Annotated in this window: 18 protein-coding genes; 16 read left to right on the top strand and 2 right to left on the bottom strand. The window is 26.1% G+C overall.

Annotation, left to right across the window (positions count from 1 at the left end; translation table 11 throughout):
• Positions 1 to 84 precede the first annotated feature (84 nt).
• From exbB to AACT_RS08400, 10 genes are all read left to right on the top strand, one after another.
• Positions 85 to 510, top strand: a complete 426-nt coding sequence (exbB, locus tag AACT_RS08445; protein ID WP_172126373.1) for a TonB-system energizer ExbB — start codon at positions 85 to 87, stop codon at positions 508 to 510.
• Positions 491 to 868 (top strand): TonB system transport protein ExbD, encoded by a 378-nt coding sequence (gene exbD / locus AACT_RS08440; RefSeq protein ID WP_172126372.1) that lies wholly within the window; start codon positions 491 to 493, stop codon positions 866 to 868. The genes exbB and exbD overlap by 20 nt, the downstream gene beginning before the upstream one ends.
• Positions 865 to 1,683 (top strand): energy transducer TonB, encoded by an 819-nt coding sequence (locus AACT_RS08435; RefSeq protein ID WP_172126371.1) that lies wholly within the window; start codon positions 865 to 867, stop codon positions 1,681 to 1,683. The genes exbD and AACT_RS08435 overlap by 4 nt, the downstream gene beginning before the upstream one ends.
• Positions 1,684 to 1,730: 47 nt before the next feature.
• A complete protein-coding gene (locus AACT_RS08430; RefSeq protein ID WP_172126370.1) occupies positions 1,731 to 2,849 on the top strand; it encodes a metallophosphoesterase family protein in 1,119 nt (372 codons plus the stop codon).
• Positions 2,836 to 5,205 (top strand): AAA family ATPase, encoded by a 2,370-nt coding sequence (locus tag AACT_RS08425; protein ID WP_172126369.1) that lies wholly within the window; start codon positions 2,836 to 2,838, stop codon positions 5,203 to 5,205. Before AACT_RS08430 ends, AACT_RS08425 begins: the two co-directional genes overlap by 14 nt.
• A 66-nt stretch (positions 5,206 to 5,271) precedes the next feature.
• Positions 5,272 to 5,931 (top strand): hypothetical protein, encoded by a 660-nt coding sequence (locus AACT_RS08420; RefSeq protein ID WP_216658188.1) that lies wholly within the window; start codon positions 5,272 to 5,274, stop codon positions 5,929 to 5,931.
• 34 nt (positions 5,932 to 5,965) lie between these two features.
• On the top strand, positions 5,966 to 7,024 hold the full coding sequence (locus AACT_RS08415; RefSeq protein WP_172124971.1) for an IS630 family transposase: 1,059 nt from the start codon (positions 5,966 to 5,968) through the stop codon (positions 7,022 to 7,024).
• Positions 7,014 to 8,009, top strand: coding sequence for a hypothetical protein (locus AACT_RS08410; RefSeq protein WP_172126368.1), 996 nt, complete (start codon positions 7,014 to 7,016; stop codon positions 8,007 to 8,009). The genes AACT_RS08415 and AACT_RS08410 overlap by 11 nt, the downstream gene beginning before the upstream one ends.
• Before the next feature lie 193 nt (positions 8,010 to 8,202).
• A complete protein-coding gene (locus AACT_RS15470; RefSeq protein ID WP_216658187.1) occupies positions 8,203 to 8,436 on the top strand; it encodes a helix-turn-helix domain-containing transcriptional regulator in 234 nt (77 codons plus the stop codon).
• Entirely contained in the window at positions 8,433 to 8,801 is a 369-nt protein-coding gene (locus tag AACT_RS08400) for a hypothetical protein (RefSeq protein ID WP_172126367.1), read from the top strand. Before AACT_RS15470 ends, AACT_RS08400 begins: the two co-directional genes overlap by 4 nt.
• A gap of 39 nt (positions 8,802 to 8,840) precedes the next feature.
• Here the strand turns inward: AACT_RS08400 and AACT_RS08395 are convergent, their stop codons facing one another.
• The gene (locus tag AACT_RS08395) at positions 8,841 to 9,443 is read right to left on the bottom strand and encodes an RraA family protein (RefSeq protein ID WP_172126366.1); all 603 of its coding nucleotides are present in this window, start codon (positions 9,441 to 9,443) and stop codon (positions 8,841 to 8,843) included.
• Between the two features lie 156 nt (positions 9,444 to 9,599).
• Here AACT_RS08395 and AACT_RS08390 point away from each other — a divergent pair, with 156 nt between their 5' ends.
• Entirely contained in the window at positions 9,600 to 9,863 is a 264-nt protein-coding gene (locus tag AACT_RS08390; protein WP_172126365.1) for a hypothetical protein, read from the top strand.
• 83 nt (positions 9,864 to 9,946) lie between these two features.
• Complete coding sequence (locus AACT_RS08385; protein ID WP_172126364.1) at positions 9,947 to 11,032, top strand: GGDEF domain-containing protein; 1,086 nt, start codon at positions 9,947 to 9,949, stop codon at positions 11,030 to 11,032.
• A gap of 85 nt (positions 11,033 to 11,117) precedes the next feature.
• Here AACT_RS08385 and AACT_RS08380 read toward each other — a convergent pair whose 3' ends face one another.
• A complete protein-coding gene (locus AACT_RS08380) occupies positions 11,118 to 11,855 on the bottom strand; it encodes a DsbA family oxidoreductase (RefSeq protein ID WP_216658186.1) in 738 nt (245 codons plus the stop codon).
• A gap of 197 nt (positions 11,856 to 12,052) precedes the next feature.
• Between AACT_RS08380 and AACT_RS08375 the strand changes: the two genes are divergently transcribed.
• The 4 genes from AACT_RS08375 to AACT_RS08360 all read left to right on the top strand — a co-directional run bounded on the left by AACT_RS08375 (position 12,053) and on the right by AACT_RS08360 (position 15,553).
• Positions 12,053 to 12,676 carry a SanA/YdcF family protein gene (locus AACT_RS08375; protein WP_172126363.1) on the top strand — a complete coding sequence of 208 codons (624 nt, stop codon included), beginning with the start codon at positions 12,053 to 12,055 and terminating at the stop codon, positions 12,674 to 12,676.
• 128 nt (positions 12,677 to 12,804) lie between these two features.
• Positions 12,805 to 13,263, top strand: a complete 459-nt coding sequence (locus AACT_RS08370; protein ID WP_172126362.1) for a hypothetical protein — start codon at positions 12,805 to 12,807, stop codon at positions 13,261 to 13,263.
• Positions 13,263 to 15,173: an EAL domain-containing protein gene (locus tag AACT_RS08365; protein WP_172126361.1), complete on the top strand. Its 1,911-nt coding sequence runs from the start codon at positions 13,263 to 13,265 to the stop codon at positions 15,171 to 15,173. The genes AACT_RS08370 and AACT_RS08365 overlap by 1 nt, the downstream gene beginning before the upstream one ends.
• Positions 15,152 to 15,553: a S24 family peptidase gene (locus AACT_RS08360; protein WP_346726263.1), complete on the top strand. Its 402-nt coding sequence runs from the start codon at positions 15,152 to 15,154 to the stop codon at positions 15,551 to 15,553. The genes AACT_RS08365 and AACT_RS08360 overlap by 22 nt, the downstream gene beginning before the upstream one ends.

Genomic DNA, 15,553 nt, shown 5'->3' with positions numbered 1-15,553 from the left:
TGTAAGTGTTTTATTTTATTCTTACGCTTCAAATATTGTAAATGCTTGTGAAAACTCAAATAACTAAATAGAAATGGAAAACAAATGAGTATAGAACTATTAAAAAATCTAGTTGATTACGGGGTTATAGCATTACTTATATTTATGAGCTTTATCTCATTTTGGTTTTTTATAGAAAGGGTGATTTTTTATAAAAAGATGAATGTAAAAGCTTATAAAAATAAAAAAGCTTTAGATATTGCCCTTACTAGACATCTTACTATCATAGGTACAATTGCTTCAAATTCTCCTTATATTGGGCTTCTTGGAACGGTGATGGCTATTATGCTGACTTTTATGACTATGAGTAATGGTGATATTGAAGCTGCAAAAATCATGAGCTCACTTGCACTTGCTTTAAAAGCAACTGCTGTTGGGCTTGTGGTGGCTATTGCATCTCAGATTTTTTACAATATTCTTGGACGTTATGCTGAAGTTTTAGAGAGTGATTATGAAACTGAAGAAGTATGATTCTATAAATGTAATACCCTTTATTGATGTATTGCTTGTACTTTTAACTATTGTTTTAATGACTTCAACTTTTATATCAAAGGGTATTATTCCAATATCTTTACCAAGAGCTTCAAATGCTGATAATATAAAGGTAAATAAAGAAATAATAATAATTATAAAAGAGGACGGAACGCTTTATTGTAATAATGATATAGAGGGTTTAGACAATATAAAAGAGCATATTTTACAATTTTCTAAAGATACTCCAATTCATATCAATAGTGACAAGAATGTTAAATTTGATATTTTTGTATCTGTCTTAGATATGTTAAAACAATACGAATACTCAAGTATCTCAATCGTGACCAAAAAATGAGTAGATATCTTTTCTCTTTTTTGATTGCTTTTGGAATATATGTTCTATTTTACATAGGATTATTCTATTTTTTTAAAAACAATAAAATAACTTTAGATGAGCCTATAGTTAATCATAAAATATCATTAAATCATATTGAAATGAAACCTATAGAAAAAGAAGTTGTAGAAGAACAAATAGTAGATAATAATATACAAGAGAAAATTGAAGAAGTAGTTGAAGAAGTTCCTAAAGAAGAAATCTTAAAAGAACAAGAAATTAAAAAAGAAGTTATAGAAGAAATCAAAGAAGAAAAAGTAGAAGAAACTCCAAAGCCAATTTTAGAAAAAAAAATCAAAAAAGAGATAAAAGAAAAGGTAGTTAAAAAAATACAAAAGAAAGAAAGAGCAGAGAAAAAACAGACTATTAAAGAAGAGATAAAAGAAGTTCAAAATCCTAAAAAAGAAGTTTTTGTTAAAGAACAAATAGTACAAAAACATATACAAAGTGAGACTGTTAACAAAAGACAAGTAAATGATGTTCCAAAAATAGATGAGAAAAAAGTATATTTAGATAAGCATTTAGCACAAATCAGAGACCTAATAAATCAAAATATAAAATATCCATTTCGTGCTAGAAAACTATCAATTCAAGGAATCGTTTTAGTAAAGTTTAAAATCAATGAAAATGGTGATATTGAAAATATAACTATTTTAGATGGACATAAGTTTTTACAAAATGCCACAATAGAAGCTATAAATGAAGCTGCAAAATCTTTTCCTAAAACAAATCAAAGTATAGAAATACAAATACCAATTGAGTATAAAATAATATAATAGTTTGCTATAATAATTCCAATAAAATAAAATAAAAAGATATTAATTTGAAGATTCTACATTTTAGTGATACACACTTAGGTTTTAATGACCTAGATATAATAAACAATGAAAATATAAACCAAAGAGAAGCTGATTTTTACGATGCTTTTTCTCAAGTTGTTGAACAAATCAAAATAATCAAACCTGATTTCATAATTCACACAGGTGACTTGTTTCACAGATCAAGTCCAAGCAATAGAGCAATTACCTTTGCCCTTGAAAAGTTTTTAGAAATAGACTCTTTAGGAATACCTTGTATTTTAATAGCTGGAAATCACTCAACTCCACGAACTAACCTCAGCTCACCAATCTTGCGTATATTTGATAACTTTAAAAATGTATATGTTTCTTATGATCAGAAGTACAAAAAAATAGAGTTTGATGATGTTGTATTTCATACTCTTCCACATATGAATGATGAGACTATTGCACTTGGGCAAATAGAGCTTTGTGAAGAGAACATAGAAGAATCAAAAAGAAATATTATGATGATGCATTGTAGTGTTGGGGCTTGGTATTTGATGCAAGAGTTTGGAGAATGGGTATATCCATCTAACAAAGAGTATATATTTGAAAAGATGGATTATGTAGCACTTGGTCACTGGCATGGATTTGGAGCTGTTGGTAAACATAAGAATGTTTACTATAGTGGAAGTACAGAGCGAACTAGTCTAAATGATAAGAGAAATTCAAAAGGTTTTATCGTAGCTACTTTAGAAGATAAGTTGAATATAGAGTATAAGAGTATAAACATAAGACCTATTAGAATAAAAGAGATTAACTGTGATGACTTACAAGACTCTATTGCTAATCTTGATATAAGTGATACTCATGATGCTATAGTAGAAGTAAAGCTTACTAATCTTACAGCAATGGGCTCTATTGATATACCTAATAAACAAATAAAAGATTTATTTCCTTATGCTATGAGTGTAAGTATAAAAAGAGAGTTTAAAAAAAGTGATGATAATCAAACCCTATCAGATATGGAAGCTATCTCTTTAGAAGAGTATTTCTTAGAGCATATAAAAGAACACAGTGATGATAAAGAGTATGATAGATTAAAATCAAAGATACAAGAACTATTTGCACAGTATGAAGAGGTTGAAGATGATATTAACTAATCTAAAACTAGAGAACTTCAAGAAGTATGTATCTCATAGCATTTCTTTTGAAGAGGGACTTACAGGAATCATAGGAAAAAATGGAAGTGGTAAATCAACTATCTTTGAAGCTATTCTTTTTGCTCTATATGGAGAGTTAAAGAATAAAGGCGATAAAGAGATAGTAAGAAATGCAAATGCTTCTATAAAAGACGTAGTAAGTGTAGATTTAGACTTTGAGTTTGAAAATACACCATATAAGATAAGTAGAGAGTTTAGAGGAAAGACTTTAAGTGCAAATGCAAAGTTATATAAAAATGAAGAATTACTAATAACAGGTGCTAAAGAAACAACTGCATATATAGTAAAACTAACAAAGATGAATAAAGATGCCTTTTCTCATACTCTATTTGCTTCACAAAAAGAACTAACAAGTCTTAGCACTAAAAAGCCAGAAGATAGAAAAAAGATGATTAGAAAGCTTCTAGGGCTTGAAAAGATTGACTATATAGAAAAAGAGCTAATAGAAAAAAGTCGAGATTTAAAAAGAGATATATCTGCATATATAGAGATATTGCTAAGTAGTGATGATATAAAAGATAAAAAAGAGCATATAGTAAAACACAAAGAGCAATTAGACATATATACAAATACAAGTATAGAAAAAGCAAAACATATAGATAGTATAAAACTTCAAGAACTAGATATAAGAAAAGAGCTAGAAGTATATATACAAACAAAAGAGAAAAAACAAAATCTATTTTCAAATTTAGAGTTATTAAAAAACACTATAAATGCACATATATCAAATCAAACAAAACTAGCAAGGGAAATAGAACTTCTAAATGAAAAGCAAAAAGAGTTAAAAGGTTTAGAAAACGTAAAGGGTGAGTATACAAAGCTACATGATAGTATAAAAGAACAAGAGCAGTTAAAAGAATACCATATAAGAAAAGAAAGACTTCTAGAAGAACAAAAGAACTTACGAGAGCATTATAAAAAATCAAAAGATACTATAAACACACTAGAACAAGAAAGTAGTCTTCATGGTGAACTTATAAAAAAAGAGAAAGAACTCTTAGGTATACAAGAAGAGATAAAACAAGAGCTAATAAAACTAAATCAAAAAGAAAAAGAGTTAGTTCAAGAAATAGCAGGTGAAGAGAAGCTAATAGCAGATATAAATAAAAAAATACAAAATATCAAAAACTTAGGTCGAGATTCAAACTGCCCAACATGTACAAGACCACTTCTAGATGAATATGACAATGTAATATCATCACTTGAAGCTATAGTTAAAACAGCACAAGAACAAAAGATATCTAAAACAAAAGAAGAACTAGAAAAGATAGGTATATTAAAAACAGCACAAGATCAAATACAAAAACAAAATGCCACTGAATACTTTGAAGTATCAAAAAGCCTAAATCTATGTGAAAGTAAAAAAAGAGATCTTTTTATAGAAAAAGAGCACTTTGTAAAAGTAGAAGCACAAGGTATGAAAAACAAAGAAGAACTAGCAAAACTAGAAATCTATACTTATGATAATACTATACATCAAAACCTAATAGAAAAACAAAAAGAGCTAAAGACAAAATACGAATATGTCCTAAGCTTAGAGACTATGCTAAAAAGAGTAGATAGTCTAAAAGAAGAGTATGAAAATACAAACAAAAACATAGAAAAACTATCAAATGAATATAATGAAAAAGAACTATCATACAAAGAGATAAACTATGATGAGGTAAAACACAAAGAGAAGCAAAAAATGTTTGATGAGGTACAAGCTTCAAAAGAACAAAAGATAAATGTCCTAAATGAACTAAAAGTACAAATAGCAACAATCCAAGGCCAAATAAAAACTATCCAAGAAACACTAGATAACAACGATATCCAAGCCAAAAAAGTACAAACAAAAAAAGATGACTTACAAGACTATGAAAAAATCAAAATAAGTCTAGGCTTATTTAAAACAAAACTAAACTCAAAAGTAGCTCCAAGAATCTCAGATATAGCCTCAAATATGTATGCTCAAATCACCAAAGGCAAATACCAACATATAGAAGTATCAAATGACTTTGACTTTTACATCTACGATGAAGGTAAAAAATTTCCAATAGAGAGGTTTAGTGGTGGAGAAATCGACCTAGCAAACTTGGTTTTAAGAATCGCCATATCAAAGACGCTTAGTGAACTAAGTGGCGCAAGTAGTATAGAGTTTTTGGCTTTTGACGAAGTATTTGGAAGCCAAGATGAAGCAAGAAGAATGGAAATCATAGAAGCCTTTCATACTATCAAAGAACAATATAGACAAATATTTTTGATAAGCCATGAAATGGAGATTAAAGAGATGTTTGAGAGGGTTGTGGAAGTTTAGGGAAAATATTTAAAAACTGTGACGGAGATGTTGCATAATTTTGGGAAAATTAAAATGGGAAATTAAATGAAAAACTACATTGAAGAAACACCACAAAATATACAAGAGATAATTAAATTAAGTAGAGATAAATCTAATTATAAAAATAGAATCAAATCAATTGAACAATTAGGAAAATATAAATGTCAGCAATCAATTGATAAACTTTGGAGATTAATGATTAGTGATAAAGTTTATAGTGTTCAAAGATTTGCTTTTGAAAAATTACAAAATTTTGGAGAAAATGTTAAATTACCAAGAAAAAGAAAAGGGCATTTAATAAAAGATATAAATAATAAATTAATCAAAGTACATGCTTCTTTTAAAAATGATACTTATACTTTAATGGATTTTAAGATTGCTTTCAAAACTAGGTACCCAGAAGCTTATGATGTATATCTTTATGAAAAAAAACATAGTTTTGATAATTGGATTCAACAAATAATTGATATTAGTCCGAAAAAGAAAACTAAAAACATATATTTAATTGAAATTAATTTTAGTAATTCTCAAGATTCTATAGAATATTTTAATGATTTTATATCATATAAAGGTGCTAATACTAAACTTGATAAATGTTGTATTACAAGTTCATCAATTTATATTGAAGCTGAACGAAATACAATTATTAGTCCAATTGATATTTTAACTAATGATACAAATACTATTACTCCACCGATAAACTAAACTAATTATATGCTAAATTTAGCTATAATTTGAAATGGAAAAAATAAATAAATTAGAAAAAAATGATGCTAGAAAAGTAGATTCAAATACATTACAGTATCTCAGAGATAGAGCAATTAAATTAAGGGATAGTGGTATAAGTAATCTTGAAACAGCTGCAATATTAGGTTTGTCAAAAATTACAACATCAAGATGGTATAGCAAATATAAAAAAGATGGTCAAAAAGCACTTAAAGTTCAAAAAACTGGTCGTCCTAAAAAGTCTGGTAAGAGACTTAGCGATGAACAAGAGGAAAAAATCATCCGAATGCTTATAGATACAACCCCAGAACAATTAAAGTTTAAGTTTGCTTTGTGGACAAGAGAAGCTGTAAAACAGTTAATTCTAAGAGTAGTAGATATTGATATGCCAATATCAACAGTTGGAGATTATCTTGCAAAATGGCAATTTACTTCGAAAAAACCAATAAAAAGAGCTTATGAAAGAAAAGATAGTGCAACTAAAGCTTGGTTGGAAGAAACATATCCAAAAATCAAAAAAGAAGCAAAAATAAATAATGCTGATATTTGGTGGGCTGATGAGACTGCTTGTGTATCAATGCCATCAAATTTAAAAGGATATGCTCCAATAGGAAGTAAAATAAAACCTATTCTTACTCATACAGCTAAAAAGTTTAAAGTGAATATGATATCAGCCATTACAAATACAGGTAAATCAATGTTTGCATTGTATGATGATTCAATAGCTACAGATAATTTTATAGATTTTTTAGAAAAAGTAATAAAATCAAATGATAAAAAAGTATTTATGATAGTAGATAACCTAAGAGTACATCATGCTAAATTAGTAAAAGCTTGGGAAGAAAAGCATAAAGATAAAATCAAACTCTTTTATCTTCCACCATACTCCCCAGAATTTAATCCTGATGAATATTTGAATCAAGATTATAAGAGTAATGTACATAAAAATGGTCTGCCAAAAAATCAAAAAGAACTAAAAGAAAACACACAAAATTATATGGAGAATTTACAAAAAAATCCACAAAAAATAGCTAACTTTTTTCAACATCAAAGTGTTAAATATGCTAGCTAATGAAATTAGCTCTGTTTATTGGGGGAGTAATATACATACCCAAATTACAAAAAGTTTACTATATTTTTATATCAAAAAAAGAAATTTTTCTGAAATAAAAAGTATTACAGTTAGCAGAAAAAAAGATAAAATTCTAGAAACAACAACCATCCCAAAAGAAAACTATCAAATTGAGCAAGTTGTAGAAAAATATTTTAATATTAATGAAAATTATATACTTAACAATATAAATGATATTTTTCTTACAAATGATAAATCTATATCTTTATTTAACAGTTTATCTTACTTAGTAAAAGCATTAAATACACAAGAATCAAGTCATAAGTTTGAAAGACTATGGAAAGCTTTTAATGCAATTTATAGATATATTGGTAAAAGTGAAAATGATAACACTTGTCATATAAATTTGAGAGATTTTTTACTTTCAAATGATAGTTTATTTAATTATTCAAAAAAAATTGTCAATAATTATGATCGTAAAATCCTAAGAAAAAAGATACAATTTAGGAATTTAATTTTAAATGATTATCCAACAAAAAATCATACAGTATCTTTCATAGCTTTTTTATATAGATATACGGATTCTAGGCTTTTACAAATTTTGAAAGAAACATTACCATACAGAGAAGAATTTATTAAAACTATTAATTCTATAGATAAAGTAGAAAGTAAATTCAACAAATTAGGACTAAGTACAATTTATGATAATTGTAAAACTAAACAAAATACATGCATATATAATGAAATTGTAAATTCTTTAGATTCTAAAATTAATATGAATAATCAATCAGATATAGAAATTGTTGCTTTTATTTGTATTAAGTATGCTTATTTTTTAAGAAATAAAATCTTTCATGCAGAAAAACATGATTTATCTTTTAAATTTATTAAAAATAATCTTTTATATGAAATTGATTGGATTAATAATATTTTAGAAAGTGTAATTATAGAATTATTAAATTGTAATACTGAATGGGATAAATAAAAAATTAATAACAAAAATAAAAATATATAATAATATCAAATTCTAAAAAAGCTATAGAAAGAATATAAATTTAATTTTGAAACAGTTTAATTTTTATTTGAATGTTAGAGTTAAACCCCAACTTTTTTAAGTTGGGTCGTCCCATAGGAATTAGGATTAAATTTTATCAAATTAGTTCAAAGGAAATTATAAAATGGATGATTTAGAAAAATATATAGAAAAAAGAAAATTACAAAGTAAAGATTTCGCAGAAAATTTCGACAAAGGTTATGAAGAGTTCAAAAACGAAGAGTTAAGAAATTTTGATATTTCCGAATACTTAGACAATAAAGAAATAAGAGATGAATATTTAGCCCAAGTATTAAAAAATGGCGATAAAGATGAATTATCGGAAGCTCTTAAAAATATTGCGAAATCTAAAACTTGAAACAAAAACTAACCATCTACTACGACAAACAATGTCCATTTTGCTCAAAATACGCAAACTTTTTAAAACTAAAAGAGAACTTTGAAATCACTCTAAAAGACGCAAGGGAAAATCTATCTGAAATATCTCTTCTTTGTGGAAAACTAAACATAAATGATGGTTTTATCGTGCTTTATAAAAACGACTGTTTTCAAGGTGATAAAGCTTTATCATTTTTAAATAATGCAGTTGATAAATCTACTATTTTGGGAAAATTGCATTTTTTCTTTTCTTATGAAAATATTTTTTCAAAATTCTTATACAAAATTCTTTTTATTTTGCGAAAAATTGCACTTTTTATATTAAGAAAAGATAGCAAAATCTAATCTTTTCTTAATATTTAAAATAGTTTATTTTATAAAAAATCACTCATAAAAAGAGTCTATATTTTTCTTATGTCTATCTGCCCATTCTTCAAAACTCAAAGCTGCTTCTTTTTTCACTTTTTCTTTACACTCTTGATATATCTCTTCAGCTCTATCTTTTGGGATAACTGCGATTCCTTCTTCATCGGCAACTATTATATCACCAGGATTTACACTGATTCCACCTGCTGTGATTGGTGTGTTTACAGCAACGGCTTGTTTTTTAGTTCCTGGCATTGCTAAAACACCTCGTCCAAACACTGGGATTTTATTTTCTCTAATCTCTGCAATATCACGCACAACTCCATCGATTACAAAACCTACAATTCCTCTTTTATAAGCTATCATTGCTACATTTCCACCGATTACTGCATAGTCCATCGTGTTTGATTGTGCTACGATTATAGAACCAACTGGTGCTTCATAAATAGCTCTATGCAGTGCTAGATTTTCACCTGCAACCATATTTACTGTAAATGCAGGTCCTGAGATTCTAGGAATTCTTGGCCAAAGCTCTTTTATTCCTGCATCCATAAAGCTTTCTCTTTTTAAAGTCCCTGCATAATCACAAGGTGAAATTTCACTAAACTTTTGATAATCCATATATTCTCCTTATTATTTATATCTAATTTTATATTATTAAAATAACAATTCAGCTAAAAGTTTCAATGAATTTTTTAAATAATCAAAGGTTTTAAAAAAATATAATTTAATCTTAATTTGTTATAATCTAGTTGAAAAAAAATTTAAAGGTATTTCATGAGCGTAGTTTTTGAAGCAAGAATAAAAAATAGGGGAGAGTCTCCTCATGATTGGTTTATAGAGTTAACTGATACACTTATCAATAAAAAAGAAGTGTGTAACGACTTAGAAGAGTTTTCAAAAAAGATTGAAGAATTTGGAAGTGCTTACAATGGACAGATTGATGAAGTTAAGTGGTCAAAAGATGACAATATAACTCAAGATCAATACTCTATTATTAATGCAGGTATGAGAAAATACCAAGAAGAACTAAATAAATAACTCTAAATAATTAAATTAGCTTAGTGATGATATAATCCTTTTTTATTATTAAAAATTCTAAAAAAGGAAAATGTCTCCCTCTTATGAAAAGATTATTATTCTCAAATATTTTAATTAATAAAGAAATTAAAAAAAGATATAACAAATCAATAGAAGCTTTTACTTTAATTCAAATAAGAATAATAACTATACTTACGGGAATTTTATATATTGTTTATTCTCAAATAGACCAGTACATTCTTCCTTCAAATCTTATGAATATTGCATCGTCAATTCATTTATATCTTATTGCACCATATGGATTTTTGATTAGTTTTCTTACTTTCTTCCCAAAATACTATAAACATATGATATCTTTGCTAATGCTAGCTCCAATTTTTGCCACAGCTGTGAATTTATTTTTAGTTAAAGATTTAGTTTTATTTCCAATATTTATGGTTGAAATTTATATGATAATATTTTGGACTTTTACAATTTCAGGTTTAAATATTAAGCAATCATCAGTGAGTATATTTTTTGTATCTATTTTTACTTTTGTTTATTATTCTTTTATTATGCCTTTACCTAAAGAACTTTTTATTATGCATTCTTTTTGGATGTTGTGTTCTATATCTTTTGGTTTTGTTGGGGCTTATTTATTGGATAGATTAAGTAAAAGAAATTTTATAAATTATGAAAAGCTTGAAAACCTAGCTATAACTGATAATCTAACTGGATTGTTTAATCGTACAAAATTAGATGAAATTTTAAACAATGAGTTAGCAAGAAGCAAAAGATTTAGTTATAACTTCTCATTTATGCTTATAGATATAGATTATTTTAAAATGGTAAATGATACATATGGTCATCAAGTTGGTGATGATTTTTTAGTAGAATTTACAGAACTTATAAGTAATAATTCTAGATCCACTGATAGTTTTTTTAGATGGGGAGGCGAAGAGTTTGTTATGATATGCCCAGAAGTAGATAAAGAAAATATTTTAATACATGCAGAAAAATTACGTCAAAAAATGGAATCACACAAATTTAAGACTATAGGAAAGAAAACAATTAGTATAGGAATTACTCTATCTAAACATGATGACACAATAGATTCTTTAGTTCATAGAGCTGACGAAGCACTATATATGGCTAAAAATAGTGGTAGAAATAAAATAGTTTTTGCCTAAATAAAAGCTTAAAAAACCCAAGTTTAAAGTCAGAAAATCAAAACTTACTTGGGTATTTTATAAAGAATCTTATAGAATAAATCTATTATCTTTTCTTACTTAGTTCTGTTAATATTTCTTTATATGTTTTTGTTTCACTAGCTCCAACTTGTGCTATTTGATTGTTAAATATCACAGTAGGAATTGCGTATACTCCTTGATCTCTCCAAAACTTTTCTTCATCTTCAACAGCTTTTATAGCTTTTGGATCATCTAGTCTTTTCATTGCTTCTTGGGTATTTAATCCAACAGCTTTTACTTCTTCCTCTAAAACTTCTCTATTGCTTACATCTTTTCTTTCACCAAAATATGCATTTTGTAATCGTACCTTTAGTTCAGTTTGTTTATCGAACTCTTTTGCATAAGCTAATAATATATGAGAATTAAATGTGTTTACTTTTTTCATTTCTTTAAAATAATCAAATTTAAATCCAGTTTCTTTACCAAGTTGCGTCATATTGTTTCTAGTTTGTTTTAGCTTTTCTTCACTTAAATTATATTTGTTCATTAAATACTTATCTGCGTTTTGTCCTTCTCTTGGCATTTCAGGATTAAGCTCAAAAGGATGCCATGAAATTTCAACTTGATTTTCTAGTTTTAGCTCACTTATAGCGACACTAAGTCTTTTAAAACCAATTGCACACCATGGGCATACAACGTCTGATACTATATCTATTTTGATTTTTTCTGTTGGTTTTGTCTCTGCTGCTAATGCACTAATGCTTAGAAAACTCATTTGAGATATCATTGTTATTGTTAGTATAGTTTTAATTATGCTTTTCATATTTTTTAACTTTTTTTATAATTATTTTTAAAATTAGTCCTATAATAGAATGTATGTTCTAAAATGTAACTTAGAACTAATCAAATATCTGAACAAATTTTCTAAAAAAGCTAATTGGTAATCATTATTATAAAGATAATACTATATTTTAATTTTAGATTATGTGGAACAAAGAGAAAATTCAATAAAATAGGGGTATGAACAAACTAAAAACACTATTTCTAACAATTCTCATATTTTCAAGTCTAGCTTTTGCAAATGACAATAACTACAAAATATATACAAACATAAAAGATATTCCTGCAAAAAAAGCTGCCTTAGTTTTAGGCACTTCAAAATATATATCAAAGGGAAAAGAAAACTATTATTACACTTATCGTATAAAAGCAGCAGCTCAATTATGGAAAGCTAAAAAAATAAAAGCCATAGTTGTATCAGGAGATAAAAGCAAGTATTATGATGAAGTTACTACTATGTTCAAAGATTTGATAAAAGCTGGAGTTCCTGCTCGTTATATTACTAGAGATTTTGGAGGTTTTAGGACTTTTGATTCAATTGTTAGAGCTAAAGAGATTTTTGATTTAGATGATTATATTATTGTTTCTCAGAATTTTCATTTAGATAGAGCACTTTATATTGCAAAAGAAAAAAATCAAAGAGCAATAGGCTTTGCAGCAAAAGAAGTAAAAGGAACGCAATCTTATCAAAGAATGGAAGATAGAGAAACTTTAGCCATGTTAAAAGCCTATTTAGATATAAATTTTTTTGATACAAAACCAAAAGTTTTAGGTAAAAAAATCAAAGTTAATTATGCTAAGTAATTTAAAAATTTAAATAAAATTTAATTTTTTAAAAAAAGAGTCATTTGAGAGTCATTTGTTAGATAGAATTATTTAATAAATTTTTTTAAACAAAAAGTTTAATTAAACGCCAAAATTAAGGCTTTTATATGAAGTTCACAATATTTTTATTAATACTTATTTCAAATGTTTATTCAAGTTCATATGTGTTTTTAGCTCAAAAATATAATACAAATATAGAATTAGAAGCAAAAATAATATCAGATATGGCAAAAGCTTCGATTTCTGATGATATAAAATTATATATACCAAATATTTCAAATGAAGAAAAAGAGATTTATTCTACTTCTTTTACTTTAGTTAATAATTGTAATGATGCAAATTTTATTTTTGAGAAAAATGAGAGTAAATCTGATATTTCATGTACATCAAATACAAATAAACTTTTTATTACCAATGATTATAAAAAACTTTTAAAAGATAATAAATACGCAGGTGCTTTCTTTTGGAATAAAAGTAGACCAAATATTACATTTATTAAAAATAGATTGGAAAATCAAAATATAAATTTAAGTACAAATTATGAGAAGTTTGTAGAAGATCTTTGATGAAAAGTATTTCATTTCTAAGAAATCCAAGCTCTTTAATTTATTCATTTCTAGGTATATTTATAACCTTTGTTCTTTTGCTTTATGGAACAATGAAACTAGAAGAAAAAATATCATTAAGAATGATGGAAATAACAACTTCTGATGTAATATCTATTATAAATAATAATGCTCTTGTTATTGAAAAACTTCTAAATTCTACTTCCTCTGATGATTATGTGCAAGCTGTAAAAGCGGATTTTTCTTTATACAAAGAAATCGAAGATAATCTTAGTTTACTGTTGACTACAAATATTAAATATGCATATTTGTTATATAAAGACGAAAGGGGAATTTTTAGATTTTTGGTAGATGGAACATCTCTAAAAGAAAAAAAAGCTTTAGTCGATCAAAAATTTGATATTGACAATCCTATTTGGTTAGATGTTTTTAAAACAAAAAAACCAATTATATTTACAAATAAATATTTAGAAGAGTTATCCACAACTTATTTAACTCCTATTCTAAAAAACGATGAAGTAAAACTTGTCTTAGTGGTAGATTTTTCCATTGAAAAGCTAGAAAATATAAATGAAATTTTAGATTTATTAAAACTTGTTTTAATATTGATTATTTTAATAGTTTTAATCTTTTTAGTTCTTCTTCTTATTCAATCATATAAATATATTGCCATTAGAAAAACAGCTTATATAGACAAATTAACAGGTGTTTATAATAGAAATTATCTTCAAGAGTTTGGAAGTTTCATTAATCTAAAAGATTATATATTAGCAACTTTGGATATTGATCATTTTAAAACTGTAAACGATAGTTATGGACATATAGCAGGTGATAAGATACTAAAAGAGCTTGCAGCTATAATATCTTCATCAACTAGAACCAAAGAAGATATAGTTATTCGTTATGGTGGTGAAGAGTTTATTATTTTGACAAAAGTAAAAAGTGAAGACTCGGTTAGTGCTTTAAATGTAATTGAAAGAATTTTATTAAATATTCAAGAACATAAGTTTTATTATAAAGCTGAAAACTATATAAATATTACAGCTTCAATTGGAATAAATCTTTATCCTTATAAATCAGATAATTTTTCAGAAGCATTTAAATTAGCTGACATATCCTTGTACAATGCTAAAAATAAAGGAAGAAATAACATCCAAATTTATGATGATTTACAATTTGATAAAGATCATACAAATATCTCTATAAATGATATAAATGAGGCTTTAGATGAAGATAGAATAATTTGTTTTTATCAAGGAATAATAGATAATAATACGGGTAAAACCCATTATTATGAAGCACTTTTAAGAATAATTGATAAAGAAGGTAAAATAGTTACTCCAAATAGTATTCTACCTATTATTGAAGGAACTTTTCTATTAAGAAATATCACAAAAAGTATTTTAAATAATTGCTATAAAAAGTTACTTGAAAAAGAGGATATTAAATTAACAATTAATTTAAGGAAAAAAGATTTACTAGATAAATCAATAATAAAAATCTTAGAAAATTATGCAAAAAAACAAGACATCTCTAATAGATTGGCTATTGAAATAGTTCAAAGTTCTGAATTAATTTCCAATAAAGAAGTAAAGATTAATCTAAATTTGTTAAAATCCCTTGGATATAAAATTTTTATTGATGATTTTGGAACTGCATATACAGATTTCATACATTTAACTCAAATTAAAACAGATTATATTAAAATTGATGGAAAGATAATCAAAAGAATATTAGAAGATAAAGTTATTCATTCTTTAGTAAAAACTATTGTATCATTTGCAAAAGATGCTGATATAAAGGTTGTTGCAGAGCATGTTGATTCAAAAGAAATTTATGATGAAATCAAAAATTTAGGAATTGATTATTCACAAGGTTATTATTTTTCATCTCCAAAGGAAATAATATAGAAGTAAAAAACACCATAAAACTTGAATATCATCAAGAAACAGATGGAAAAATAGAAAAAAAAGAACTTTCATTTTCAAAAGATTTACTAAAAGAACCATATACAAAAGAGTCGCTTTTTGTGATACAAGTAGATGGGAAATCTATGGAAACACTCATAAATGACAAAGCTTTAGTTGTGGCTGATTTATCTAAAAAAGAGTTTGAGAATAATAAAATCTTTTTAGTATATAAAGATGATAGAATGTGGATAAAAAAAGCAAAGATTATTGATAATAAAGAGTACTTTGTATCTATAAATCCAGATTTTGCACATTTAGTTTATGAAAAAAAAGACACAAGAATTATTGCAAAAACAATACTTACTTTTACAAATCTATAA

The sequence above is a fragment of the Arcobacter acticola genome, from assembly GCF_013177675.1.
Lineage (GTDB): Bacteria > Campylobacterota > Campylobacteria > Campylobacterales > Arcobacteraceae > Aliarcobacter > Aliarcobacter acticola.
Note: the sequence above shows the minus strand (reverse complement) of the source record. Positions and strands in the feature narration are given on the sequence as shown.

Excerpts from the sequence above, each read along its gene's own strand:
- exbB (WP_172126373.1), top strand. The coding sequence starts at position 85 with ATGAGTATAGAACTATTAAAAAATCTAGTTGATTACGGGGTTATAGCA.
- exbD (WP_172126372.1), top strand. The coding sequence starts at position 491 with ATGAAACTGAAGAAGTATGATTCTATAAATGTAATACCCTTTATTGAT.
- AACT_RS08435 (WP_172126371.1), top strand. The coding sequence starts at position 865 with ATGAGTAGATATCTTTTCTCTTTTTTGATTGCTTTTGGAATATATGTT.
- AACT_RS08425 (WP_172126369.1), top strand. The coding sequence starts at position 2,836 with ATGATATTAACTAATCTAAAACTAGAGAACTTCAAGAAGTATGTATCT.
- AACT_RS08420 (WP_216658188.1), top strand. The coding sequence starts at position 5,272 with ATGAAAAACTACATTGAAGAAACACCACAAAATATACAAGAGATAATT.
- AACT_RS08415 (WP_172124971.1), top strand. The coding sequence starts at position 5,966 with ATGGAAAAAATAAATAAATTAGAAAAAAATGATGCTAGAAAAGTAGAT.
- AACT_RS08410 (WP_172126368.1), top strand. The coding sequence starts at position 7,014 with ATGCTAGCTAATGAAATTAGCTCTGTTTATTGGGGGAGTAATATACAT.
- AACT_RS15470 (WP_216658187.1), top strand. The coding sequence starts at position 8,203 with ATGGATGATTTAGAAAAATATATAGAAAAAAGAAAATTACAAAGTAAA.
- AACT_RS08395 (WP_172126366.1), bottom strand. The coding sequence starts at position 9,443 with ATGGATTATCAAAAGTTTAGTGAAATTTCACCTTGTGATTATGCAGGG.
- AACT_RS08390 (WP_172126365.1), top strand. The coding sequence starts at position 9,600 with ATGAGCGTAGTTTTTGAAGCAAGAATAAAAAATAGGGGAGAGTCTCCT.
- AACT_RS08385 (WP_172126364.1), top strand. The coding sequence starts at position 9,947 with ATGAAAAGATTATTATTCTCAAATATTTTAATTAATAAAGAAATTAAA.
- AACT_RS08380 (WP_216658186.1), bottom strand. The coding sequence starts at position 11,855 with ATGAAAAGCATAATTAAAACTATACTAACAATAACAATGATATCTCAA.
- AACT_RS08375 (WP_172126363.1), top strand. The coding sequence starts at position 12,053 with ATGAACAAACTAAAAACACTATTTCTAACAATTCTCATATTTTCAAGT.
- AACT_RS08370 (WP_172126362.1), top strand. The coding sequence starts at position 12,805 with ATGAAGTTCACAATATTTTTATTAATACTTATTTCAAATGTTTATTCA.
- AACT_RS08365 (WP_172126361.1), top strand. The coding sequence starts at position 13,263 with ATGAAAAGTATTTCATTTCTAAGAAATCCAAGCTCTTTAATTTATTCA.